This window comes from Rhodococcus sp. Q, from assembly GCF_005503035.1.
Taxonomy (GTDB): Bacteria; Actinomycetota; Actinomycetes; order Mycobacteriales; family Mycobacteriaceae; genus Rhodococcus_G.
Map to the genome: position 1 here is coordinate 17,984 of NZ_SCOY01000016.1, position 24,490 is coordinate 42,473.

At 69.3% G+C, this 24,490-nt stretch carries 18 protein-coding genes; 9 read left to right on the top strand and 9 right to left on the bottom strand.

Features of this window, described 5'->3' with window-relative positions; all coding sequences use genetic code 11:
- Positions 1-244 precede the first annotated feature (244 nt).
- From FFS72_RS16070 to FFS72_RS16080, 3 genes are all read left to right on the top strand, one after another.
- Positions 245-838, top strand: coding sequence for a DUF5336 domain-containing protein (locus FFS72_RS16070; RefSeq protein WP_137874885.1), 594 nt, complete (start codon positions 245-247; stop codon positions 836-838).
- Entirely contained in the window at positions 835-1,620 is a 786-nt protein-coding gene (locus FFS72_RS16075; RefSeq protein WP_137874886.1) for an NADase-type glycan-binding domain-containing protein, read from the top strand. The genes FFS72_RS16070 and FFS72_RS16075 overlap by 4 nt, the downstream gene beginning before the upstream one ends.
- A gap of 68 nt (positions 1,621-1,688) precedes the next feature.
- Entirely contained in the window at positions 1,689-2,444 is a 756-nt protein-coding gene (locus FFS72_RS16080) for a DUF5995 family protein (protein ID WP_137874887.1), read from the top strand.
- 16 nt (positions 2,445-2,460) lie between these two features.
- Here the strand turns inward: FFS72_RS16080 and FFS72_RS16085 are convergent, their stop codons facing one another.
- The 7 genes from FFS72_RS16085 to FFS72_RS16115 form a co-directional block, all read right to left on the bottom strand.
- Positions 2,461-3,555 (bottom strand): amidohydrolase family protein, encoded by a 1,095-nt coding sequence (locus tag FFS72_RS16085; protein ID WP_137874888.1) that lies wholly within the window; start codon positions 3,553-3,555, stop codon positions 2,461-2,463.
- Between the two features lie 3 nt (positions 3,556-3,558).
- Positions 3,559-5,145 (bottom strand): signal recognition particle protein, encoded by a 1,587-nt coding sequence (ffh, locus tag FFS72_RS16090; RefSeq protein WP_137874889.1) that lies wholly within the window; start codon positions 5,143-5,145, stop codon positions 3,559-3,561.
- 138 nt (positions 5,146-5,283) lie between these two features.
- Entirely contained in the window at positions 5,284-7,818 is a 2,535-nt protein-coding gene (locus FFS72_RS16095) for a [protein-PII] uridylyltransferase (protein ID WP_137874890.1), read from the bottom strand.
- Positions 7,808-8,146 carry a P-II family nitrogen regulator gene (locus tag FFS72_RS16100; protein WP_137874951.1) on the bottom strand — a complete coding sequence of 113 codons (339 nt, stop codon included), beginning with the start codon at positions 8,144-8,146 and terminating at the stop codon, positions 7,808-7,810. Before FFS72_RS16100 ends, FFS72_RS16095 begins: the two co-directional genes overlap by 11 nt.
- A 5-nt stretch (positions 8,147-8,151) precedes the next feature.
- Positions 8,152-9,525: an ammonium transporter gene (locus tag FFS72_RS16105; RefSeq protein WP_171018712.1), complete on the bottom strand. Its 1,374-nt coding sequence runs from the start codon at positions 9,523-9,525 to the stop codon at positions 8,152-8,154.
- 209 nt (positions 9,526-9,734) lie between these two features.
- On the bottom strand, positions 9,735-11,189 hold the full coding sequence (gene ftsY, locus FFS72_RS16110) for a signal recognition particle-docking protein FtsY (protein ID WP_137874891.1): 1,455 nt from the start codon (positions 11,187-11,189) through the stop codon (positions 9,735-9,737).
- A 52-nt stretch (positions 11,190-11,241) separates the two neighbouring features.
- Positions 11,242-11,877: a TetR/AcrR family transcriptional regulator gene (locus FFS72_RS16115; protein ID WP_137874892.1), complete on the bottom strand. Its 636-nt coding sequence runs from the start codon at positions 11,875-11,877 to the stop codon at positions 11,242-11,244.
- A 189-nt stretch (positions 11,878-12,066) separates the two neighbouring features.
- Here FFS72_RS16115 and FFS72_RS16120 point away from each other — a divergent pair, with 189 nt between their 5' ends.
- Genes FFS72_RS16120 through FFS72_RS16145 form a run of 6 tightly spaced genes read left to right on the top strand, consistent with a single transcriptional unit; the run spans position 12,067 to position 19,936 of the window.
- Positions 12,067-13,434, top strand: a complete 1,368-nt coding sequence (locus FFS72_RS16120; RefSeq protein ID WP_137874893.1) for a flavin-containing monooxygenase — start codon at positions 12,067-12,069, stop codon at positions 13,432-13,434.
- Positions 13,435-13,446: 12 nt separating this feature from the next.
- The gene (locus tag FFS72_RS16125; protein ID WP_137874894.1) at positions 13,447-14,586 is read left to right on the top strand and encodes a serine hydrolase domain-containing protein; all 1,140 of its coding nucleotides are present in this window, start codon (positions 13,447-13,449) and stop codon (positions 14,584-14,586) included.
- The gene (locus FFS72_RS16130) at positions 14,586-15,626 is read left to right on the top strand and encodes an NAD(P)-dependent alcohol dehydrogenase (RefSeq protein ID WP_137874895.1); all 1,041 of its coding nucleotides are present in this window, start codon (positions 14,586-14,588) and stop codon (positions 15,624-15,626) included. Before FFS72_RS16125 ends, FFS72_RS16130 begins: the two co-directional genes overlap by 1 nt.
- A 27-nt stretch (positions 15,627-15,653) precedes the next feature.
- Complete coding sequence (gene casG / locus FFS72_RS16135; protein ID WP_137874896.1) at positions 15,654-17,312, top strand: steroid-24-oyl-CoA synthetase; 1,659 nt, start codon at positions 15,654-15,656, stop codon at positions 17,310-17,312.
- Positions 17,313-17,359: 47 nt separating this feature from the next.
- Positions 17,360-19,108, top strand: coding sequence for an N-acyl-D-amino-acid deacylase family protein (locus tag FFS72_RS16140; protein ID WP_137874897.1), 1,749 nt, complete (start codon positions 17,360-17,362; stop codon positions 19,106-19,108).
- A gap of 51 nt (positions 19,109-19,159) precedes the next feature.
- A complete protein-coding gene (locus FFS72_RS16145) occupies positions 19,160-19,936 on the top strand; it encodes an SDR family NAD(P)-dependent oxidoreductase (RefSeq protein ID WP_137874898.1) in 777 nt (258 codons plus the stop codon).
- A gap of 92 nt (positions 19,937-20,028) precedes the next feature.
- Here the strand turns inward: FFS72_RS16145 and smc are convergent, their stop codons facing one another.
- Together smc and FFS72_RS16155 are read right to left on the bottom strand one after the other, a co-directional pair.
- The gene (gene smc / locus FFS72_RS16150) at positions 20,029-23,643 is read right to left on the bottom strand and encodes a chromosome segregation protein SMC (protein WP_137874899.1); all 3,615 of its coding nucleotides are present in this window, start codon (positions 23,641-23,643) and stop codon (positions 20,029-20,031) included.
- 53 nt (positions 23,644-23,696) lie between these two features.
- A complete protein-coding gene (locus tag FFS72_RS16155; RefSeq protein WP_137874900.1) occupies positions 23,697-24,476 on the bottom strand; it encodes a VOC family protein in 780 nt (259 codons plus the stop codon).
- Between the last annotated feature and the right edge of the window lie 14 nt (positions 24,477-24,490).

Sequence of the window (24,490 nt, forward strand, 5' to 3'; positions counted from 1 at the left end):
CTGCCAGACGCGGACCGTCCGGAGCCAATCGCCCCGGCCGGCCCGCCCCACGACTCGCCCGCACCCCGATAGCGCACCGGTACGCCCACGGACTGCCTAGAATCCGGTCGACCGCGGCCCGACGACTCAGGCTCGACGACACAGGCTCGACGACTCAAAGGGGGGTTCGACGTTGTCGTCCTCGACACCGCCATCGCAACCAGTACCGACATCGACACCGCCCCCGCCACCGGCGACAACACCCGTGCCGTTCCCCAGCTTCGCCGACGGTCCCCCCGCACCCGAGCGGGGCCGAGGAATCGCGCTGGCCGTCGTGGTCCTGCTGCTCGGGCTGGCCGCGCTGTTCGTCGGGCTCGGCCCCTACCTGACGGCACACACCTCCGCAGGCGTCGTCAGCGTCAGCGGCTACGCCCTGCCTCAGGGAATGACCGTCGTCGCGGCGCTGCTGTTCGCCGGACTGGTCGCCGGACTGTCGACCCTCCCCCGCCTCTCCCACCTCCGCGGAGCCACGCCCGTCCTGCACACGATCGCGACCTCCGCCGCGACCGTGGGCGTGCTGCTCGCCGTCTTCCTGCTGATCGTCGTCAGCAGCGTCGACACGCCTGCGGACCTGATCGGCAGTGCAGCGGACGCGTCCGAATCCGTGGTCGTCGGCCTCGGGTGGGCAGGCATCACGCTCCTGGCGCTGGCCGCGGTGCAGGCCGTAGTCGCGTTCGCGGCCCTCGCCTACGACATCGGACTCGTGCAGGCACGCCGCACCCCGGAACCCGTTCACGAGCCGTTTCTCCCGCCGGAGCCGGCGCCGACCGACCAGCCGACGAAGGCGGAGACCGCATGACCGACAACACCCCGCCCTCGCCCACCGATCCGGCCGAGCCTCCCCAGGCTCCCCTGTCGGGACGTGGCTGGCTCGTGGTGCTCACCTCGATCGCGGCCGTCCTCGTCGTGCTCGCGGGCGGCGGCTACCTCCTCAACCGGGCGCTCAGCGACGACAGCTCGGTCGCGGGGAGCGCGGCACCCGCGACCGAGGAAGACGGCGGGGAGTTCGGGGGTGGCGCCGGAAGCGGCGACCTCGGAGGTGACATGGGTGCCGCCGGCGAGACCGTCGCCGTCACCCCCACCGCCGTGCTGCCGACCTGCACACCGGTCCCGCCCGCGATCGACTCCACCGGACGCAGCCACACCTACGAGGCACCCAACGCGATCGACGGCGACGTCAGTTCCGCGTGGCGCTGCACCGGGACCCGCGGCCAGACCCTCGCCGTCAGCTTCCCGTGCACGGTCGCCCTCGCGACCGTCGGCATCGACCCCGGCCACGACAAGACCGACCCCGACGGCTCCGACCGCTTCGCCCAGAACCGCAAGGTCACCAGGGTCAAGTGGACTTTCGACGACGGCACCACCGTCGAACAGCAACTCGAACCGCGCCGCGGAATCCAGACCACGCCCGTCGACCACCGCGCCCGTACCGCGACCCTGACCGTTGTCGACACCGTCGACGGCCAACCCGTCACCAACCGAGCGGGCCAGACCTCGGCGCCGTTCAACGACGTGACCTCGATCAGCGAGGTCCGGTTCACCGCACTGGCCGGCGACGGCGGCGACGGCTGCGTTCGCTGAGTTGCCCCGCCTGGCCCCGCCTGCGGGCGTAGGCTGCACGGAACGGTGAGGGCACCCCGGGAGGCAGCGTGAAGGCCACCACCATCGACGACGTGCTGTCGATCCTGACCGGAATCATCGCCGACACCACCTCGCGGCGGGATCCGCTCGGGTACTTCGCGGCCCTGTACCGCCAGGTCACGCTGGAGGTGAAGAACGGAATCGTCGCCGGGTCCTTCGACGACGGACCGCGGATGTCGGGTTTCGACGCGTCCTTCGCGAACCGCTACTTCGCCGCCTACGAGACCTACACCTCGGGTGGCACGCCAACCCGCAGCTGGCAGTTCGCGTTCGACCGGGTCCGCACCGGGAAGCTGATCATCCTGCAGAACCTGCTGCTCGGCATCAACGCCCATGTGAACCTCGACCTCGGCGTCGTCACCGGCACGAAGTTCCGCGGTTCCGCACTGAGCGGGTTCCATGCCGACTTCGATCACCTGAACGAGATCCTGGCATCGCTGATTCCACGGGTCCGTGCCGTGATCGAACAGTTCTCGCCGCGCATCGGTGAGCTGACCGAACTGGCGGACGACGCCCCCGAACTGGCGCTGCGTTTCAGCGTCGAGGCCGCCCGCGACGACGCGTGGCGGACCGCCATGCTGCTCTCGGTGACACCGTCGACGTTCGTGGCTCCGGCCGTGGAGCTGATCGATGGCAAGGCGAAGCTCATCGGCCGGGTGGTCGCCGACCAGCCGGAGCCTGTCGCGAGCATCGTCCGTCACATTCGTGCCGCCGAGAGCACCGATGTCGCCGCGATCATCACCGCACTCGACTCCGTCGTGTAGCGGGAACCGGCGATCCCTACGCGAACCGGCCGCGCCTCGTCACGATCTGCCCCCGCAACACCACCAGGTCAGGAGTCGCGAGCACCTCAGGACCCGTGCGCGGATCCTGCTCGTAGACAACGAGATCTGCGGGCGCACCGGCTTCGAGTCCGGGATGACCGAGCCAGGGACGGGCATCCCAGCAGGCGGCGCCGAGGGCCGCCGTCGGGCCGAGACCGGCCGCGGACAGCGCCGCGACCTCGTCGGCGAGCCGTCCGTGCCGGATCGATCCGCCGGCATCGGTGCCCGCGTAGATCGGGATGCCTGCGTCGTGGGCGGCGCCGATGGTGTCCCCGACCCGCGCGTGCAGGTCGCGCATGTGCGCCGCATACACCGGGAACCGATCCGCGGAATCGGCGATCTCGGGGAAGGTCGCGATGTTGATCAGCGTCGGCACGAGCGCCGTGCCGTGTTCGACCATCATCTCGATCGTCGAGTCGGTCAGTCCGGTGCCGTGCTCGATGCAGTCGATGCCGGAACCGATCAGACCCGGCAGCGCGTCCTCGCCGAAGACGTGGGCGGTGACCCGGGCACCGACCTCGTGCGCAGCGGCCATCGCCTCCTTCAGCACGGCGTCACTCCACAGCGGACGGAGGTCACCGGCGTCCCGGTCGATCCAGTCGCCGATGATCTTCACCCAGCCGTCGCCTGCGAGCGCCTGCTCGCGGACGGCGGCAGGCAGCTGCGACTCGTCCTCCAGGTCCACCGGCAGGCCGCGGATGTACCGCTTGGGTAGCGCGATGTGCCTGCCCGCACGGATGATCTTCGGCAGGTCGGCGCGGTCGTCGAGGTGCCGGGTGTCCACCGGCGAACCGGCGTCACGCAGCAGCAGGACACCGCAGTCGCGTTCCGTTTCGGCCTGCGCGATCAACCCGGCCTCATCCTCGTGACCACCGCCGAACCGGATCCCGACATGGCAGTGCGCGTCGACCAGTCCGGGCAGGACCCACGCGGTCTCGGTCAGCGTCTGCGCGCCGGGCACCGGCTCCGTCGAGATCAGCCCGTCGTCACCGACCCACAGTTCGAGATCCTGCTCGTCGGGCAGACCCCGCCCGGCCAGCCGAAACGCCACCGTCTACTTCTTCGGGAGCTTGAGCTGGGACAGGTCGAGGCCCTCGAGGCCGGGCGGCAGCTCGTCGAGGCCCTTCGGCATCTTCGACAGGTCCATGCCCGCGGGCAGGCCCGGGAATCCACCGGGCATCCCGCCCGGCATGCCGGGGAAACCGCCCCTGATCTTCGGCTGCGTCGGACCCTTGCCGCCCTTCTTCCCCTTCTTGCCCTTCTTGCCGCGTTGCGATCGCTGGGACCCCCGCGCGCCGGGCATACCCATCCGACCGGCCATCGCCGTCATCATCTTGCGGGCCTCGAAGAACCGGTCGACGAGCTGGTTGACGTCGGAGACCTTCACACCCGAGCCGTTCGCGATGCGCAGACGACGCGACGCGTTGATGATCTTCGGGTTGGCACGCTCCGCAGGCGTCATGCCGCGGATGATCGCCTGAATCCGGTCGAGTTGCTTGTCGTCGACCTGAGCGAGCGCGTCCTTCATCTGGCCCGCGCCGGGCAGCATCCCGAGCAGATTGCCGATCGGGCCCATCTTGCGCACGGCCATCATCTGCTCGAGGAAGTCCTCGAGCGTCAGTTCGCCGGAGCCGATCTTCATCGCGGCGGCCTCGGCCTGCTCGGCGTCGAAGACCTGCTCCGCCTGCTCGATGAGGGTGAGCACGTCGCCCATGCCGAGGATCCGGCTCGACATCCGGTCCGGGTGGAAGACGTCGAAGTCCTCGAGCTTCTCACCCGTGGACGCGAACATGATCGGCTTGCCCGTGATCTCGCGGACGCTGAGTGCGGCACCGCCGCGGGCGTCGCCGTCCAGCTTGGTCAGGACCACACCGGTGAACCCGACACCCGACTGGAACGACTCGGCGGTGTGCACGGCGTCCTGACCGGTCATCGCGTCGAGGACGAACAGCACCTCGTCGGGCTGAACGGCGTCGCGGATGCCCGCGGCCTGCGCCATGAGCTCCTCGTCGATACCGAGGCGACCGGCGGTGTCGACGATCACGACGTCGTGGTGCTTGGCGCGCGCCTCCTCGACACCGCGCCGCGCGACGTCGACCGGGTCGGCGGCGGACACGCCGAGCGCGTTGTCCCCGCCGCCGATCGACGTGCCGGGATGCGGGGCGAACACGGCGGCGCCCGCCCGCTCACCGACGATCTGGAGCTGGCTCACCGCGCCCGGACGCTGCAGGTCGCAGGCGACCAGGAGCGGGGTGTGCCCCTGAGCGGTCAGCCACTTCGCGAGCTTGCCCGCGAGGGTGGTCTTACCCGAGCCCTGCAGACCCGCCAGCATGATGACGGTCGGCGGCGTCTTCGCGAACTGCAGCCGCCGGGTCTCCCCACCGAGGATGCCGACGAGTTCCTCGTTGACGATCTTGACGACCTGCTGTGCCGGGTTCAGCGCACCCGAAACCTCGGCCCCCTTCGCCCGCTCCTTGATCTTCGCGATGAAGGAGCGGACGACGGGCAGGGCCACATCCGCTTCGAGCAGAGCCAGCCGGATCTCGCGGCAGGTGGCGTCGATGTCGGCGCCGGACAACCGGCCCTTGCCTCGCAGGTCCTTGAGGGCACCTGTCAACCTGTCGGAAAGGGATTCGAACACCGATCGGGCTCCTGGCTGTCGGGACCGCGCTACACCTCACGTGGCGGTCGGAACCACGCGAAAGCCTGAGCGCGGCCGTCTGGACCACGCGAAGACTGAGCGTGGCAGTCTTACGGACACTGCGTCCCAGCGTAGCCGCTAACCGGCTGCGTTCCCCTCCTCCCCGTCCTTCTTGGGCGGCGGAGGCGCAGGCACCACGGACAGGATCGCCGACTCCAGGTCCTCACGCGTCACCCGCGAGTCCCCGGCACCGAGATTCAGGCAGAACGAATCCACCACCGAGTTGCCGAGGGTCGCGACCTTCGCCCACTGCACATCGGCACCGTGTCGTTCGAGTTCGGCCGCCAGCCGGCACAGCAGACCCACTCGGTCCTCGGTGCGCAATTCGACGATGACCTGACCGTCGACGGCCGTCTCGAACCAGATGAGCCGCGGCGGCGCCTGCGCGTATTGCACGGGAACCGCTGTCACGCCGAGTTCGAGCGCCTGTTCCTCCGTGGCGATCCGTTCCTTGTCCCCGAGCATGGCGACCAGATCGAGTTCGCCCGCTGTCGCCCTGATCAGTTCCTGGCGCAGCAGCCCCGCCTGCGGCGGCGAACCGAAACGCGGCGAGACGGTGAACGAGTTGACCGCGGAACCCTCGTGGTTGCCCACCGACGCCGCGAGCACCCGCAGCGAATGCAGTGCCAGCACCCCGGCCGCGTCGGACAGCAGCCCCGGCACGTCCGGCGCGATCACCGTCACCGTGTAGGTGTGCGGCCCTTCCGCGGGCGCCAACATCACGTGGACGCCGCCGCCCTCGGCGAGGGTCGCATGTTCGGGATCGATCGGATCCGGTTCAGGCAGGGGCTCCCCCGCCATCACCAGGCGGCAGCGCCGGACCAACTCCCCGATGAGCGACGCCTTCCAGTCACCCCACACCCCTGGTCCCGTTGCCAGCGAATCGGCCTCGGCGAGCGCGTACAGCAGTTCCAACAGCATCGCGTCGTGCCCGAGCGCATCCGCGACCATCTGCACGGTCGCCGGATCGTCTAGGTCCCGGCGCGTGGCGGTGTCCGGCAGGAGCAGGTGGTACCGCACCATCGCGCTGAGCATCGCCACGTCCGACGGCCACAGCCCGAGTCGGTTTCCGATCTGGGTTGCGAGTTCGGCACCCACGACGCTGTGGTCACCGCCGCGCCCCTTGCCGATGTCGTGCAGCAACGCACCGAGCACCAGCAGATCCGGACGCGTCACCCGCGTGGTGAACGCGCTCGCCTGGACCGCCGTCTCGACGAGGTGCCGATCGACCGTCCAGGTATGCACCGCGTCCCTCGGCGGCAGGTCTCGCACCGCACCCCACTCGGGCAGCAGACGACCCCAGAGCCCGGTGCGGTCGAGTGCCTCGACGACCGCCGCCATCCGCGGTCCCGATCCGAGCAGGACCAGCAGATCACCGAGTGCCTCTCGCGGCCACGGCTCCCGCAGTTCGGGTGCACTGTCGGACAACCTGCCGAGCGTCGACGCCCCGATCGGCATCCCCGTCTGCGCCGCGGCAGCGGCCACCCGCACGATCAGCCCGGGATCCTTGCTCGGCTTCGCATCCCTCGCGAGGACGACCTCGCCCGCGTGCTGCACGACGCCCTCGTCCAGCGGACGCCGGACGGGCACCCTCCGCAGTCGCGACAACCCTCGACGCGGCAGACCGTTGGCCGCCGTCCGCAATCCGACGTCCACCGAGTAGCCGATGGTGCGCGCCGAATCGCTCAGCATCCGGGCCAGATCGAACCGGTCCCCGATCCGCAGTGCCGCACCGATCTCGTCGGCGTCCTGGGCCCGCACCTGATCCCGTGCCCGTCCCGCGACCCGATGCAGTTCGGTGCGCACGTCGAGCAGTCGGGAATGCGCGGACGCCAGCCCGCCGCCCGGAGTGTCCGGGCCGAGGCTCGTCGCGGCGTCGGTCAGCTGCGCGATCGCCAGAGCGTCGAGCAGTTGCACGTCACGCAGGCCCCCACGTCCGTTCTTCACGTCCGGCTCCGCACGGTGTGCGATCTCGCCACTACGCGACCAGCGCGCCTGCGTCATCTCCACCAGTTCGTCGAACCGCAAGCGGATTCCGGACCGCCACTGCCGACGAACGCCACCGATCAGCAGGTTCGTCAGCTCGACGTCACCCGCGATGTGACGGGCCTCCAGCAGGCCCATCGCCGCCGTCAGGTCCGACGCCGCCACCTGCAGCGCCTGCGGCACCGTCCGCACACTGTGGTCGAGCTTGATGTGAGCGTCCCAGAGCGGATACCAGAGCCGGTCCGCAACCTGCGACACCACGGCGGGGTCCATGTCGTCGTGGAGCAGCACCAGGTCGAGATCCGAGTACGGCAGCAGTTCCCGGCGTCCGAGGCCACCGACCGCGACGATCGCGAATCCGCTGTCGGACGTGATCCCTAGTTCCGTGCCCTTCGTCGTCAGCCAGAACTCGTGGAGGTCCACCAGTGCCTGCCGCAGGGCGGACGTGTCGAGTCGCCGCGAGCGGGAACGACCTTCCAGCAACTGTTTCCGAGCCCGGACCAGGTCGTCGGCCGCCACCATCTGTCCGTGCGCGTTCAGGCCCGGAGACGAGGGCGGCCCCGACCCCGCCGACGTTGCGACGGGATCGGGGCCACCGGATCCGGACCCTGTCGGGTCAGAGCGCATCCCCGCCCCGTTCGCCGGTGCGGACCCGGACGACGGACTCCACCGGGCTGACCCAAACCTTGCCGTCACCGATCTTGCCGGTGCGGGCGGCCTCGACGATCACCTCGACGACCTTGTCGACCGCGCTGTCGTCGACGACGACCTCGACTCGAACCTTCGGCACGAAGTCGACGGAGTACTCGGCGCCCCGGTACACCTCGGTGTGACCCTTCTGCCTGCCGTAGCCCTGGACTTCGCTGACGGTCATGCCCAGCACGCCTGCCTGCTCGAGCCCGGTCTTGACGTCTTCGAGAGTGAACGGCTTGACGATTGCGGTGATGAGCTTCATTACTTTCATGCCTCCCTGACGGACGAGCGGACCGGTGCCGAGTGTGCCGAACCTGCCGAGACTCCACCGAGCGCGACGAAGTCGTATGCGTTCTCAGCGTGCTCAGTATCGTCCAGGCCACGGGCCTCGGCCTCATTGCTGGCCCGGAGTCCGATCGTGTATTTCACGATCAGCGCAATGATCGTGGTCGCGACCAGCGAGTACAGCAGGACCGCACCGGCTCCGACCGCCTGACGCCACAGCTGGTCGACGCCGCCGCCGTAGAACAGACCGTCGACGGCCGCGGGGGCCTCCGAGGTGGCGACGAGTCCGACCATCAGGGTGCCGACGATGCCGCCGACGAGGTGAACACCGACGACGTCGAGCGAATCGTCGAATCCGAAGCGGTACTTCAGCCCGACCGCGAGGGCGCACAGCACACCGGCTGAAACACCGATGGCGAGGGCTCCGAGGACGTTCACCGAGGAGCAGGCCGGGGTGATCGCGACCAGACCTGCGACGATGCCCGAAGCACCACCGAGCGTCGTGGCGTGGCCGTCACGGATGCGCTCGACGAGGAGCCAGGCCAGCATCGCGGCGGCGGTGGCGACGAGGGTCGTGATGAAGGTGACGCCCGCGATTCCGTTGGAGCCCACTGCGGAACCTGCGTTGAAGCCGAACCAACCGAACCACAGCAGCGCAGCGCCGAGCATGACGAACGGCAGGTTGTGAGGGCGGAAGGGCGTCGTCGGCCATCCGCGGCGCTTGCCGAGGACCAGCGCGAGAACCAGGCCGGCGATACCGGCGTTGATGTGAACGGCGGTGCCGCCGGCGAAGTCGATCGCCTTGAGCTGGTTGGCGATCCAGCCGCCATTCTCTGCGGTCACACCGTCGAAGGAGAACACCCAGTGCGCGACAGGGAAGTACACGATCGTCGCCCAGAGGCCTGCGAACAGGAGCCACGGACCGAAACGCAGGCGGTCGGCGACGGCGCCGGAGATCAGCGCGACGGTGATGATCGCGAACATCGCCTGGAACGCCACGAACACGGTGGCCGGGATGGTCCCGACGAGCGGGATCGCCGCTGCGGCGCCGGTGTCGGCGTCCGCGAGGTAGGTGCCGCCGATCAGACCCTTGAGACCGAAGAACTGGAACGGGTCACCGATCACCCCGCCCTTGTCTTCACCGAAGGCCATCGAGTAGCCGTACAGGGCCCAGATGACCCCGACGACACCCATTGCGCCGATGCTCATCATGATCATGTTCAGGACGTTCTTCGCGCGAACCATGCCGCCGTAGAAGAACGCGAGGCCCGGCGTCATCAGCAACACGAGCGCGGCGCTGGTCAGCATCCACGCGGTGTCGCCGGCGTCGGGCGCTCCGATAGTCGGGAAATCCACCTTGCTCCTCCTCCTTCGGTCGCCCCGCGTGCTCGCGGCTTTACGACTCGAGAAGAAGAGTGCTGATCCGGTGTTTCACTTGTGACACTCGGGTGTTTCGCCCGAGTGAACGAATCCTGGAAGTCTGTTGCTTTCAGGTTTCGGAAATGGAACCGGCAGGGTGCGGTACCCGTGATGTCCACGGGCACCACGCCCTGCCGAAGGCCCGATCAACCGAGCAGCGCGTCGACGAAAGCGTCCGGCTCGAACGGCGCCAGGTCGTCGGCGCCCTCCCCGAGACCCACCAATTTCACCGGCACACCGAGCTCGTGCTGCACCTGGAAGACGATGCCGCCCTTCGCGGTGCCGTCGAGCTTCGTGAGCACCACTCCGGTGATGTCGACGACCTCCGCGAACACCCGCGCCTGCACGAGTCCGTTCTGGCCGATCGTCGAGTCGAGCACCAGCAGAACCTCGTCGACCTTGGCACGCTTCTCGACGACCCGCTTCACCTTGCCGAGCTCGTCCATCAGACCGGTCTTGGTGTGCAGACGTCCTGCCGTGTCGACGATGACGACGTCGACGCCCGTCTCGATGCCCTTGGACACCGAATCGAACGCGATCGCCGCCGGATCGGCGCCCTCGGCGCCCCGCACGACCTCGGCCCCGACGCGCTCCGCCCACGTCTGCAACTGGTCGGCCGCCGCCGCGCGGAACGTGTCCGCGGCCCCGAGCAGCACGCGGCGACCGTCCGCGACGAGAACGCGTGCGAGCTTGCCCGTGCTGGTGGTCTTGCCGGTGCCGTTGACACCGACGACCAGCAGGACGCCCGGCGTCGAGCCGTGCGGCAACGCCCGGATCGACCGATCCATCTCCGGGTGCAGCGCCTCGATCAGCACGCGGCGCAGCATCTCCCGCGCCTGCGCCTCCGTCTTGACGCCGCCCGCCGCCACCTCGGCGCGCATCTTGCCGACCACTTCCTCGGTGACCGCACTTCCCAGGTCCGCGATGATCAGCGTGTCCTCGATCTCCTCCCAGGAGTCGTCGTCGAGGTCACCGCCGCCGAGCAGACCGAGCAGCGACTTGCCGACCGCGTTCTGCGAGCGCGACAGCCGGCCACGGAGGCGGTCCAGGCGGCCCGCGGTGGGGGCGATCTCCTCGATGGCAGGAGCTTCGACAACCGGCTCGGGCTCGGGAGCTGCTTCCGGTTCCGGCTCGGCGACGACCGGCTCGGGCTTCTCCGGTTCGACGACCTCGGGCGCTACGACCTCAGGCGCTACGACCTCGGGCTCGGCAACCTCGGGCTCAACAACCTCGGGTTCGACTACCTCGGGTTCGACTACCGGCGGCGCCGTGACCTCGGGAGCCGCTGCCGCCGACTCTTCGACGACCGGCGGTTCCTCGACCGGCAGCTTCTCTGCGATCGGCTTCTCGACGACCTTCGGCGTCACCGGTTCCGGTCGCGGCTTCGGTGGCGCGGTGTCCGTCGCACCCTGACTGAAGCTGAATCCGCCCGCCGACTTGTAGCCACCCGATCGGTCCGTCGCCTCGCCGATCGCCTCGGGCTGCTCGGATTTCGGCGTCAGGCTGACCTGCCGCTTCCGGTACAGCACCGTGCCCGCGACGAGCGCGACGATGAGGACGGCCAGTACGGCGGCGATTGCGATCCAAGCTCCGGTAGTCACCGGCCCATCCTCTCAGGCGACGGGCGCGCGGTGCGACACGGTGCGCAGGCGATCAGTCCGCGCCGGGGGCGGCGAGCGCCGGAAACCAGATGTCGGTGAGTACTTCGGCCGCCAGTTCGGCGGACGCGTCGATGGTGCCCTGCATCGCCCAGCGGGTGAAGAACCGTTCGAGCTGGGTGCTCAGCAGTTCGATGCGCAGACGGGCCTCGTCGCGACGGCCTTCGGGCCAGCGTTCGAGGTAGTTCGTCATCACGTTGGGGAGCGCGAGCATGCCCTCGCGGGCGATGGCCTGCATGTCCGGCTCGAGGACGGTCGCCTGGTCCCAGGCCGAAAGCATCTCGCGGTGCTGCTGGAACCAGTCGATGGCCCGGGTGACCCAGTCGGTGAACTCGGCGCGCGAGCCGGTCTCGAGAACCCGATCCAGGTCCTGGTACACCGCCAGCGTGCTCAGCGCCATGTCCTCGTCGCTGAGAGCCTTCAGCACGTCCACCTTCGACGGAAAGTGCAGATAGAACGTCGCCCTGCTGCAACCGACGTCGGTGGCGATGTCGTCGACGGTGACGGCGGCGTATCCCCGTTCGCTGAACAGAGTGCGCGCGGACTCGACGAGCCGCGCCCGCGTGGCCCGCTTCTGCTCGTCCCGCAGGGTGCCCCGTCGCTGTCGGGGCTTGTCTGCCGTGTCCACCATGCGGCCAAGGCTACCCCGTGCCAATTCACTGGGCGCAGCGACTTTCACAAGACGGTTCGCAGTTTCACTTGACAGTGCGTCAGCGAACGCTAAGGTATGGCCCAGGTCACATCTTGCGGTCGCTCGTTCGACTCGCCCATCGCCGCCGACCGGAGCACGGCCACCACCACGCGCAGAAGGACGAACGCCATGGACACCACAACACTGCCGAAGGTCTGCATCATCGGCGCAGGCCCATCCGGGATCACCACCGCCAAACGGTTGCAGGACCACGGCGTCCCGTTCGACTGCTTCGAGGCATCCGACGAGGTCGGCGGCAACTGGTACTACAAGAACCCGAACGGCATGTCGGCCTGCTACCAGAGCCTGCACATCGACACCTCGAAGTGGCGGCTGGCGTTCGAGGACTTCCCGGTTCCCGCCGAGTGGCCCGATTTCCCGCACCACTCGCTGCTGTTCCAGTACTTCAAGGACTACGTCGCGCATTTCGGCCTGCGCGACAAGATCACCTTCAACACCTCCGTGGACCATGCCGAACGCGGCTCGGACGGACTGTGGACGATCACCCTGTCCACGGGCGAGACGCGCACCTACGACGCTCTGATCGTGTGCAACGGGCACCACTGGGACCCGAACACCCCGGACTACCCCGGGCATTTCGACGGCACCCTGATCCACAGCCACGAGTACAACGACCCGTTCGACCCGATCGACATGCGCGGCAAGAACGTCGTGGTGGTCGGAATGGGCAACTCCGGCCTCGACATCGCGTCCGAACTCTCCCAGCGGTTCCTCGCCAAGAAGCTGACGGTCTCGGCGCGCCGCGGCGTCTGGGTGCTGCCCAAGTACCTGAAGGGCGTGGCGGGCGACAAGATGACGATGCCTGCGTGGATTCCCCGCCCGATCGGACTCGCTCTCAAACGACGCTTCCTGAACAAGAACCTCGGCCCCATGGAGGGCTACGGCCTGCCCAAGCCCGACCACCAGCCCTTCGAGGCTCACCCGTCCGCGAGCGGCGAGTTCCTCGGCAAGGCCGGTTCCGGTGACATCGCGTTCAAGCCGGCCATCACCGCGCTGGAAGGCAAGCAGGTGCGCTTCGCCGACGGGAGCACCGAGGACGTCGACGTCATCGTCTGCGCCACCGGCTACCACATCAGCTTCCCGTTCTTCACGGACCCGAACCTCCTGCCCGACGCCAAGAACCGCTTCCCGCTGTTCAAGCGGATGATGAAGCCGGGCATCGACAACCTCTTCTTCATGGGCCTCGCGCAGCCGATGCCGACACTGGTGAACTTCGCCGAGCAGCAGAGCAAGCTCGTCGCCGCGTACCTGGCGGGCAAGTACATCCCGCCCTCACCGACCGAGATGCAGTCCGTACTCGCCGCCGACGAGAAGTACTACCTCGGCCCCTACTACGACTCCCCCCGGCACACGATCCAGTGCGAGTTCGACCCGTACGTGCGGAACCTGAAGAAGGAAATCGTCGACGGCGGCAAGCGCGCCGCGGCCGCGGGATACACGCTGCCCGTCCCGGCCCGCGCCCTGCAGAAGGTGTGAGGAGAAGATCCGATGACAACAACTCTGGGATTCTGCGCGGACGGCTTCGAACCGGTCCGCGACGCACTGGAGAAGCAGCTCGAGTCCGGTGAGGAACTCGGCGCGTCCATCTGCGTGACCGTCGACGGCGAGCCCGTCGTCGACATCTGGGGCGGGCACACCGATCAGGACCGGACCACGCCGTGGACCGAGGACACCATCGTCAACGTCTTCTCCATCACCAAGACGATGACTGCACTCAGCGCGCTACTCCTGGTGGACCGCGGGCTGCTGGACCTGGACGAGAAGGTGGCCCACTACTGGCCGGAGTTCGCCGCGAACGGCAAGGCGGACATCGAGATCCGGCACCTGCTCTCACACACGTCGGGAGTCTCGGGCTGGGAACGTCCGATCGAGCTCGCGGACATCTACGACCACGAGGGCGCGGCCGCACGGCTGGCCTCGCAGGCACCGTGGTGGGAGCCCGGTACCGCGTCGGGCTACCACGCCCTCAACTACGGCCACCTCGTCGGTGAGGTGATCCGGCGGGTCGACGGACGCAGCCTGGGCCGCTTCTTCGCCGAGGAACTGGCAGAACCTCTCGGAGCGGACTTCCACATCGGAACCGGCCCCGAGCATTTCGGCCGGATCTCCCCGCTCGTACCGCCGCCTGCGATCGAGTTCGACATGGCCACGCTCGACCAGGACAGCATCCTGGTCAAGACGCTGACCTGTCCGTTGCTCGACTACGAGCGCACCTCCGACCCGGAGTGGCGGCAGGCCGAGATCGGCGCCGCGAACGGGCACGGCAACGCGCGTTCCATCGCGCGGCTGCAGTCCATCGTCTCCGGCGGCGGGGTGCTCGACGGCAAGACCTGGCTGTCACCGGACACCGTCGACGCGATCTTCCGGGAGCACGCCGACGGCGTGGACCTGGGAATCCTGACGCCGCTGCGGTTCGGCATCGGATACGGGCTGCCGCAGGCGCAGACTGCGCCCGCGGTCCCCGACGGCCGGGTCTGCTGGTGGGCCGGCCTCGGTGGGTCGTTCGTCGTCAACGACCTCGACCGCGGCATCACCTTCGCCTACGCGATGAACAAGATGGCTCCGGGGTTGATCGGATCCGATCGCGCGGACGCCTACCTCGGCGCGGCCTTCGGGGCGGTGGCGTGATGCGGGCACTGCAACTGACCGACCCGGGCGTCCTCGAAGTCCGGGAGGTCCCGGTGCCGGAGATCGGCCCGTCCGACCTGCTGATCCGGGTCGGCGCTGCCGGCATCTGCCACTCGGATCTGCACCTGCTGCACTTCCCGTACAAGATGCGCGAGGAACCGCTCACCCTCGGCCACGAGATCGCAGGCACCATCGAAGCGGTCGGCGACGAGGTCGACGGGCACCGGATCGGCGAGCGCGGAATCGTCTATCTGTGCTGGTCGTGCGGAGTCTGCCGGGAATGCGTCAGCGGCAACGAGAACGTCTGCCTGGCCGCGGGTCGAACCGCCATGCCGCCGTGCCCCGGGCTCGGCCCGGACGGCGGCATGGCCGAGTACGTCCGGGTCCCGGCACGCTCGTTCGTTCCCATCGGCGACCTGGACTTCCTACAGGCGGCACCGATGGCCGATGCCGCCCTCACCAGCTACCACGCCATCCGGGGAGCCAGGGAGCATCTGAATCCGGGCTCGACCGCCGTCGTGATCGGTGTCGGCGGACTCGGCCACGTCGCCGTGCAGATCCTCGGCGCGCTCAGCGCCACCCGGATCGTCGCGGTCGACGTCGGCGAGACGCAACTGGACCTCGCGAAGCGATGCGGCGCCGAGATCACGATCGAATCCGGTTCCGACACCGCCAAGCAGATCCTCGACCTCACCGACGGACGCGGCGCCGACGCGGTGTTCGACTTCGTCGGGATCGACGCGACCGCGCAGATGTCGGTGGCGTCCGTGGCGCCGAACGGCGCCTACCGAATGATCGGCCTCGGTGGCGGAGTCCCCGGCGTGACGGCCGAACCGGCCGGCGGCCCGGGCTGGCCGTGGGGCGCGTCCGTCCGGAAGTCCTACGGCGGCACCAGGAGCGACCTCGTCGACTCGATCGCACTGGCGAACTCGGGGCGGCTCACCGTCGAGGTGGAACGGTTCGACCTCGCCGACGCCCGGACCGCTCTGGACCGCCTCGAGTCCGGGCAGATCCGCGGTCGCGCGGTACTCGTCCCCTGACCACCACCACGATCGAGAGGAACGACCGTGACAGATTCCTTTGACCTCCAGGCCTACATCGCGACCGTGACGGCCGGACTCACCGGGCCCGGCAAGCGATTCGAGCTCGTACCCGAGACGGTGCTCGGCGCCGAGATCCCGGTGATGAAGACCCGGGACCGCTCACTCGGCGGCGTCCTCGAGGCCTCCCTCGCCTACGGCGACCGCGACTACCTGGTCACCGAGGACCGTCGGCTGAGCTATGCCGAACACGGCGCGGCCGCGTACGCCCTGGCGAATGCACTGCGTGACCGGTACGGGGTGGAGCCGGGCGACCGGGTCGCCGTCCTGGCCGCCAACGCCCCCGAGTGGGTGGTCTCGTTCTGGGCCGCACAGGCCATCGGCGCGATCGCGGTCGGCTTCAACGCCTGGTGGGTGCCGCGTGAGATCGAGTACGGACTCACGCACACGCAGCCCTCGGTCCTGATCGTCGACGCCAAGCGCGCCGCGTTGCTGGACGGACTCGACGTCGACGTCCCGGTGCTGACGATGGAGAACGACGTCCCCCGTCTCATCGCGGAGTTCGCCGGCGCCGAGCGCCCGAAGGTGTCTGTGGCCGAGGACGATCCCGCGGTGATCCTGTACACGAGCGGCACCAGCGGCCGACCGAAGGGCGCCGTGCACTCGCACCGCAACCTGCTCGCGGTCATCGACTACCACCGGTACAGCGACGCACTGCTCGCCGCGTTCACCGGTGGCGACCCGAACTCGACCGCGCCGAGCAACCTGCGGTACCTGCTGACCTCGCCGCTGTTCCACATCGCCAGCCTGCACAACCTCGTGGTTCCACGGCTGGCCACCGGCGGTGCGGTGGTGATCTACCAGGGCTCGTTCGATGCCGACCGGGCGCTGCGCCTGATCGAGCGTGAGCGCGTGACCAACTGGGGCGCGGTGCCCACGTTGGCGAACCGATTGCTCGAACACGAGGACCTCTCGCGCTACGACCTGTCGTCGATGACGTCCTTCGCCCTCGCGTCCGCGCCGTCCTCGCCCGCCTTCCAGCAGCGCCTCCGGGACACGCTCCCGTTCGCCGCCGCACTGGTGGACAGCTACGGCCTCACCGAGTGCAGCACCGCGGTGTCGGTGGCGAGTCCGCTGGACCTGCAGGCGAATCCAGGAACCCTGGGCAAGCCGATCATCGGCGTCACGGCGGAAGTCCGTGACCCGCTCGGACATCCGGTTGCCGACGGGGTCGAGGGCGAGATCTGTGTCCGCAGCCCGTACGTGATGCTCGGCTACTGGAACGACGAGGCCGCCACCGCCGCCGCCATCACCGCCGACCGGTGGCTGCGGACCGGCGACTTCGGTGTGATCGAGAACGGCATGGTCCGCCTGACCGGCCGCCGCTCCGACCTGATCCTGCGTGGCGGGGAGAACGTCTACCCGGTCGAGATCGAACAGTGTCTCGACGAACATCCGGCGGTGGCCGAGTGCGCCGTCGTCGGCGCCGAGCACCCCGACCTCGGACAGGAGGTCACCGCACTGGTCGTGACCCGGCCGGGGCACTCCGTGACCGAGGCCGATCTGCAGGCGTTCACCGCGGACCGCCTCGCCTACTTCAAGGTCCCGACCCGCTGGCGGCTCACCGACGAACCGCTACCCCGCAACGCCACCGGCAAGGCGATCCGTACCCTGATCGTCGTCTGACCGCCACGAGCCCGAACACACTGCGCTGAAAGGGAAGTGATCTTCCAATGACGTACGACGCGATCGTCGAGAACGGACTCTGGTTCGACGGAACCGGAGCTCGACCCGAGGTTCGTAACCTCGGCATCCGAGGCGGCCGGGTGGTGTCGGTCTCGGCTGCGCCCCTCGACGCGACCGACTGCCCCCGGGTGGTGGACGCGGCCGGAAAGTGGGTGATGCCGGGCTTCCTCGACATCCACACCCACTACGACGTCGAGGTTCTGCTCCGCCCGGAGCTGACCGAGTCGGTGCGACATGGTGTGACGACGGTGTTCGTCGGATCGTGTTCGCTCTCCACCGTGCACGTCGGTCCGTCCGACGCGGGCGACCTGTTCGGCCGGGTCGAGGCCATCCCCCGCAGGCACGTCGTCGACGCGCTCGAGAGCGCCAAGACCTGGACGTCGGCTCGCGAATACGTCACGGCGCTCGAAGACCGGCCACTCGGCCCGAACGTCGCGGCGTTCATCGGGCACTCCGACATCCGGTCGGCGCTCATGGGTCTGGACCGGGCCACCCGCAAGGAGGTCCGTCCGACCGAGTCCGAACTCGCGACGATGGAGGCCCAGCTCACCGAGGCACTCGACGCCGGCTTCGTCGGAATGTCGTCGCAGCAGTTGCTGTTCGACAAACTCGACGGCGAGGTCTGCCGCTCTCGCACGCTCCCGTCGACCTACGCGGGCCGTAAGGAACGCCGCAGGCTCAACGCGATCCTGCGTCGCCGCGGCCGGGCACTGCAGGGCGGACCGGACGTGGCGCGTCCGCAGAGCATGTTCTCGATGGCGCTGAGCAGCCTGGGGATCGGGCGGCCTCGACTGAAGGTCAGCCTGCTCTCCGCGGCCGACGTCAAGGCCATTCCCGCGGTGGTGCACATCTTCCCGGTGATGGCGAAGGTGATCAACCGGCTCGGCGGCGACTTCCGATGGCAGCACCTGCCGGTGCCGTTCGAGGTGTACTCGGACGGCATCGACCTGCCCGTGTTCGAGGAGTTCGGGTCCGGCGCGGCGGCGCTGCACCTGTCCAATCAGATCGACGAGCAGCGCGCACTGCTCGCCGACGAGGGGTACCGCAGGCGGTTCCGCAAGGACTACGACAAGAAGTACGGTCCGCGCGTGTGGCATCGTGACTTCTTCGACGCCGAGATCGTCGAGTGCCCCGACGAGTCGGTGATCGGCAAGACGTTCGGTCAGGTCGGGGTCGAGCGCGGCGGCGTCCATCCCGTCGACGCGTTCCTCGACCTCGTCGTCGAGTACGGCTCCAAGGTGCGCTGGCGTACCACTATCTCGAACCACCGGCCCGAGGTGTTGAACACGCTCGCCGCGGATCCCGGTGTGCAACTCGGCTTCTCCGATGCGGGCGCCCACCTGCGGAACATGGCGTTCTACAACTACGGACTGCGGTTCCTGCGCCGTGTTCGCGACGCGCAACGCGCCGGTCAACCGTTCGTCACCATGGAACACGCGGTGCACCGCCTCACCGGGGAACTCGCCGACTGGTACGGCCTCGACGCCGGGCACCTGCGCGAGGGTGACCGCGCCGACCTGGTCGTGATCGACCCCGACCGACTCGACGAATCGCTCGAGACGTACTCGGAGAACCCGATCGCCGAATTCGACAACCTGTCCCGCATGGTCAACCGCAACGACGCGACGGTGACGGCGGTGTTCGTGGGTGGCGAGTACGTGTTCGGTGACGGCGAGGCCGCGCCCGTGCTCGGCCGGCGTCGGACCGGAGAGTTCCTCCGCTCCAGCACCACGTAGCTAACACCCCTGCACCACAACGACAACCGAACCGGGAACGGAGATTCACACATGAGCGATCGTTTTGCGGGCAAGACCGCAGTGGTCACCGGCGCCGCGTCGGGCATCGGTGAGGCGATCACCGCTCGACTGCTCGCCGAGGGCGCGACCGTCGCGGGACTCGACGTCGCGAAGGACGCCCTCGACCGCATGGCGGGCGAGTACGGCGACGTCTTCCTGCCCACCCCGGCCGATGTGACCGTGGAGGCGGAAGTCGAGGCGGCCGTCGCCGCTGCGGCGGACCGGTTCGGTCGAATCGACCTGGCGTTCAACGTCGCGGGTGCGTCACGGGTCGGGGCCATCGTCGACCTCGACGAGGCCGACTGGGACTTCACGATCGACCTGGTGCAGAAGGGCGTGTTCCTGTGCACCAAGCACGAGGCCCGGCACATCCGCGCGTCCGGCCGCGGCGGCGCCATCGTGAACGTGTCGTCCCTCAACGCCGTCGTCCCGATGCCCGCGGGCAGCCCCTACTCCACGGGCAAGGCAGGCGTGGTGATGTTCAGCAAGACCGCCGCGGTCGAGTTGGCGCCCGACGGCATACGCGTCAACGCGGTCCTGCCGGGCCTCGTCGACACCCCGCTCGTCGCCCCGGTCATGGCCTACGAACCGGCGAAGGAGATGTTCCTCGAGCGCATCCCGGCGGCGCGGCCGGCAACACCCGAAGAGATCGCCGGGCCGTGCCTCTACCTCGCGAGCGACGACGCCAGCTACATCACCGGCGCGAGCCTGGTCGTCGACGGAGGCTGGGAGCTGACCAACTACCCCGACCTGCGCAAGCTCGGATAACCCGGTCACCCCCTTTCGACCGAATGTGGCGTTCAGTCATTCACATGACTGAACGCCACATTTGGTCGAGCTCGGGGAGGGTTCGCCCCGGGTCAGGGCTGAGCAGGGGCGGGCTCGGGCGCGAGAGTGTGGCCGCGCAGCCGCTGCGAGATCACCTGCGTGATGCCGTCACCGCGCATGCTCACGCCGTACAGCGCGTCGGCGATCTCCATCGTCGGCTTCTGGTGCGTGATGACGATCAGCTGGGACTTCTCGCGCAGCTGCTCGAACAGTCCGATGAGCCGGCGCAGGTTGGTGTCGTCGAGCGCCGCCTCGACCTCGTCCATGACGTAGAACGGGGACGGCCTGGCCCGGAAGATCGCGACCAGCATCGCGACGGCGGTCAGTGACTTCTCGCCGCCCGACAGCAACGAGAGCCGCTTGACCTTCTTGCCCGGCGGCCGGGCCTCCACCTCGATGCCGGTGGTGAGCATGTCGGACGGGTCGGTGAGCACGAGTCGTCCCTCGCCGCCGGGGAACAGCTTCGAGAACACCCCGACGAACTCGCGCTCGACGTCCAGCCACGCCTCGGTGAACACCTGCAGGATGCGGGCGTCGACGTCGGCGACGACGCCGAGGAGGTCCTTGCGGGCGTTCTTGACGTCCTCGAGCTGGGTGGAGAGGAAGTTGTACCGCTCTTCGAGCGCCGCGAACTCCTCGAGGGCGAGGGGGTTGACCTTGCCGAGCGTCGCGAGATCCTTCTCTGCGCGCTTGGCTCGCCGCTCTTGCGTGGCGCGGTCGTAGGGCATGGCCGTCGGCGCGACGACGGTGTCGCCGCGCTCGCGGGCCTGCTCGTACTCGGCGAGCTCGAGTTCGGACGGCGGCAGCGGGACATCCGGCCCGTATTCGGCGATCAAGTCGTCGAGGGCCATGCCGTGCTGCTCCGAGATCACGGCCTCGAGCTGCTCGATGCGGGTCGCGGCCTGGGCGCGGGCGACCTCGTCGCGGTGCACGGCGTCGGTCAGCGACGCGAGCTGCCCGGTGTACTGACGGACCCGTTCCTTGACCGCCTCGACCTGCTGGGTGCGTTCGGTGCGCTGGCGGGTGAGCTCGTCGCGGTGCGCGAGTGCCGCGGCGACGACGGTGTCGAGGTGCGCGGCGACCTTCGTTCCCGATTCCGCGACGGCGGCGGCGACCGCGGCGGCGTTCTTGCGGGCGGCGAGTGCGCGTTCGGCGCGGGCGCGGGCCTCCCGCTCGGCGTGGGCGGCGCGGCGCAGCGAGTCGGCCTTGCCGCGCACCGAGTCGGCGCGTTCCTCCGCGGTGCGCAGGGTAAGCCGCGACTCCACCTCGACGGCGCGCGCTTCGGCGAGGGCCGCCGTGGCGGCTTCGCGTTCGGCGCTGTCGGTTCCGGAGTCGGTCGCGCCACCGGATTGCTCGTTCTGTGCGAGGGAAAGGCGCTCCTCGAGTTCGCGCAGCGCGGTGATCGAATCCTCACGACCGGTTTCCGCGGCGGTGCGTTGCGCAGCGAGCCGGTCGGATTCGGCGTGCGCCGCCCGCGCGACCTGCCCGAGGCGACCGAGCTGTTCGTAGATCGCGGACATCGCCGCGTCCGATTCGTGCAGGGCGGCGAGGGCATGCTCGGCCGTCTCCGCGCGGTCCTCGCGTTCGGCGAGCGCACCGGACAGCGCTGCCGTGAGGTCCTCGGATCGTCGTTCCGCGTCGGCGAGCGCGACCGTGGACTGCTCGATCGCGGACTGCACCTCGAGTGTCGACGGTTTGCGGTCGGCCCCGCCGATCACCCAGCCGTTTCCTGCGAGGTCGCCGGTTCGTGTCACGGCACGCCACTGAGGTTGCGCCGCCACGACTTCCGCCGCGACATCGAGGTCGTCGACGACGGCGATCGCGCCGAGCAGCGCGACGAGTGCGCCCCGCATGGAGTCGGGGAAGGTGATGACGTCGAGCGCGGGGCGTGCACCCGGCGGCAGGGTGTGCCCGCTCGACGGTCCCGCGACCGGTGCACCCGACACGACGACCGCGGCCCGGCCGGCATCGGCCTGCCCCAACGCGGACACCGCGGCCCGGGCGGCGGCGAGGGACTCGGCCGCGACAGCCTCGGCGGCCGGGCCGAGCGCTGCGGCGATCGCCGCCTCGTATCCCGCGGTGACGCTCAGCCGGGCGGCGAGCGACCCGACGAGTCCGTCCCCGGAACGATGCTCGAGCAGCCAGGCCGCCCCGTCCTTCTGCTGCAGACCGATGGCGAGTGCGTCGATGCGCGCCCCGAGGGACGCGACCTCCTTGCCCGCGGCCCGCTCCGCGTCCTGCAACTCGGTGACCCGGGCGTTGGCGGCATCGAGTGCGACGACCGACCGTTCGTGGTGGGAGTCGAGACCGAGTTCGCCCGCGTCGAGTTCGTCGATCCGCTCCTGCACCGACTCGAACTCGGCCTGCGCGGCATCGCCCCGCGCGCGGGCGTCGTCGATCGCGAGGGTCAGCCGGGCCACCTCGGCATCGACGGAGTCGGCACGGGTGCGCAGCGTGTCGACCTGTCCGGACAGGCGCGCGAGCCCCTCGCGGCGGTCGGCGACCGCCCGGACCGCGGCCATGTGGGCCCGCTCTGCGGCGGACGCGGCCTCCTCGTAGTCGGCGAGCGTTTCCTTGGCCGCGTCGAGGGTCGCGCGCGCGATCTCCACGGCCTCCTGCAGTTCCAGTTCCTCGGCGGCGACGCGATCGGCCTGGGCCTCCAGCTGGTCGGGGTCCTGTCCCCGCTGACCGACCGGATCGCTGTCGAGGTGCCGCGCGCGTTCGGTGGCGATCCGCACCGTCGCGCCGACCCGCTCGGCCAGCGCGGAGAGCCGGAACCACGTCTGCCCCGCCGCTTCCGCTCCCGGTGTCAGCCGGGCGAGGGCCTGCTCGTGGGCGCCCAGTTCCGCGGAGGCGGCCTCGAGTTCGGCCTGCACGTGTTCCTGTTGGGCCCGGATGACGGCTTCGTTCTCGGTCTGGGTCGCGAGCTCGGTCCGCTTCGTCACCAGATCGTCCGCGGCGAGCCGCAGCCTGGCGTCACGCAGGTCGGCCTGCACGGTCGCGGCGCGCCGCGCCACCTCGGCCTGCCGGCCCAACGGCTTGAGCTGGCGGCGCAGTTCCGTCGTCAGGTCCGTCAGCCGCGCCAGGTTCGCCTGCATCGAGTCGAGCTTGCGGACCGCTTTTTCCTTGCGTTTGCGGTGCTTGAGGACGCCCGCGGCCTCCTCGATGAACGCCCGGCGGTCCTCCGGCCGGGACTCGAGAATGGCGGACAGCCTGCCCTGCCCCACGATGACGTGCATCTCGCGGCCGATGCCGGAATCGGACAGCAGCTCCTGCACGTCCATCAGCCGGCACGACGTCCCGTTGATCTCGTACTCGCCCGCGCCGTCGCGGAACATGCGCCGCGTGATCGACACCTCGGAGTACTCGATCGGCAGGGCGCCGTCGGTGTTGTCGATCGTCAGGGTGACCTCGGCGCGGCCCAGCGCGGCACGGCCCGTGGTGCCGGCGAAGATGACGTCCTCCATCTTGCCGCCGCGCAGCGCCTTCGCACCCTGCTCACCCATCACCCAGGTCAGGGCGTCGAGGATGTTCGACTTCCCGGACCCGTTGGGCCCGACGACGCAGGTGATGCCGGGTTCGAAGCGCAGAGTCGTCGCGGAGGCAAAGGACTTGAATCCCTTCAGCGTCAGACTCTTGAGGTGCACAGCGGCTTAGATTACGGCACCGCACCGACGGATCCCGCGATTGCGGTCGCGCGCTACGCCTCCTGCACCCCCGGCAGCGGCGCGCCGACCGTGAACGTCGCGCCGAACGGGTCGGTGATCTCCGCGGTCCGCCCGTACTTCATGTTCGTGGCATCCTCCGCGGTGCCACCGGCTCCGCGAGCCGCGGCGACGGCGCGGTCGGCGTCCTCGACCTGGAACAGGGTTCCCCACGAGGACGCGACGGCCTGCGGGTCACCGATGATGCCCCCCACCTCGTGGCCGTCCGGCCTGCGCAGGAAGGTGAAGTCGACACCGGGCAACTCGTCGTTGCCGTCGAGAGTGAACCCGAAGACGGTCGAGTAGAAGCTGCGGGCGGCAACGGGATCGGTTGTGACGAGGTCGTTGCGCAGCAGGGCGCCGGATTCGTTGACGAGTTCGCAGCCGACGTGGGCGGCGCCCTGCCACAGCCCGAACTGGGCACCGGAGGGATCGCGCAGGATCGACATCGACCCCTGGTCGGCGATCTGCATCGGCTCGGCAAGCGGTTCGGCGCCGAGGGCGCGGCACTTGGCGGTGGTGTCGTCGACGTCGTCGGTGGCGAGGTAGACGTTCCACCAGTAGGCGGTCGACGTCTCCGCGTCGACGGGCATCAGCGCCGCCACCTTCTTTCCACGGAGCAGGCACATCGTGTAACGGCCGAACTCTTCGGGTCCGACGTCGAACTCCCAACCGAACACCGATCCGTAGAACGACATCGCCAGCTCCAGGTCGGGGATGCCCAGGTCGATCCAGGTGGGGGTGCCGAGCGGTTGGTTCGTGGTGACGATGGTCATAGCCTGCTCCTCGA

Coding starts and splice junctions, on each gene's coding strand:
- FFS72_RS16075 (WP_137874886.1), top strand. CDS start 835: ATGACCGACAACACCCCGCCCTCGCCCACCGATCCGGCCGAGCCTCCC.
- FFS72_RS16095 (WP_137874890.1), bottom strand. CDS start 7,818: ATGCGCTCTGACCCGACAGGGTCCGGATCCGGTGGCCCCGATCCCGTC.
- FFS72_RS16100 (WP_137874951.1), bottom strand. CDS start 8,146: ATGAAGCTCATCACCGCAATCGTCAAGCCGTTCACTCTCGAAGACGTC.
- FFS72_RS16115 (WP_137874892.1), bottom strand. CDS start 11,877: ATGGTGGACACGGCAGACAAGCCCCGACAGCGACGGGGCACCCTGCGG.
- FFS72_RS16120 (WP_137874893.1), top strand. CDS start 12,067: ATGGACACCACAACACTGCCGAAGGTCTGCATCATCGGCGCAGGCCCA.
- FFS72_RS16125 (WP_137874894.1), top strand. CDS start 13,447: ATGACAACAACTCTGGGATTCTGCGCGGACGGCTTCGAACCGGTCCGC.
- FFS72_RS16130 (WP_137874895.1), top strand. CDS start 14,586: ATGCGGGCACTGCAACTGACCGACCCGGGCGTCCTCGAAGTCCGGGAG.
- FFS72_RS16140 (WP_137874897.1), top strand. CDS start 17,360: ATGACGTACGACGCGATCGTCGAGAACGGACTCTGGTTCGACGGAACC.
- FFS72_RS16145 (WP_137874898.1), top strand. CDS start 19,160: ATGAGCGATCGTTTTGCGGGCAAGACCGCAGTGGTCACCGGCGCCGCG.
- FFS72_RS16155 (WP_137874900.1), bottom strand. CDS start 24,476: ATGACCATCGTCACCACGAACCAACCGCTCGGCACCCCCACCTGGATC.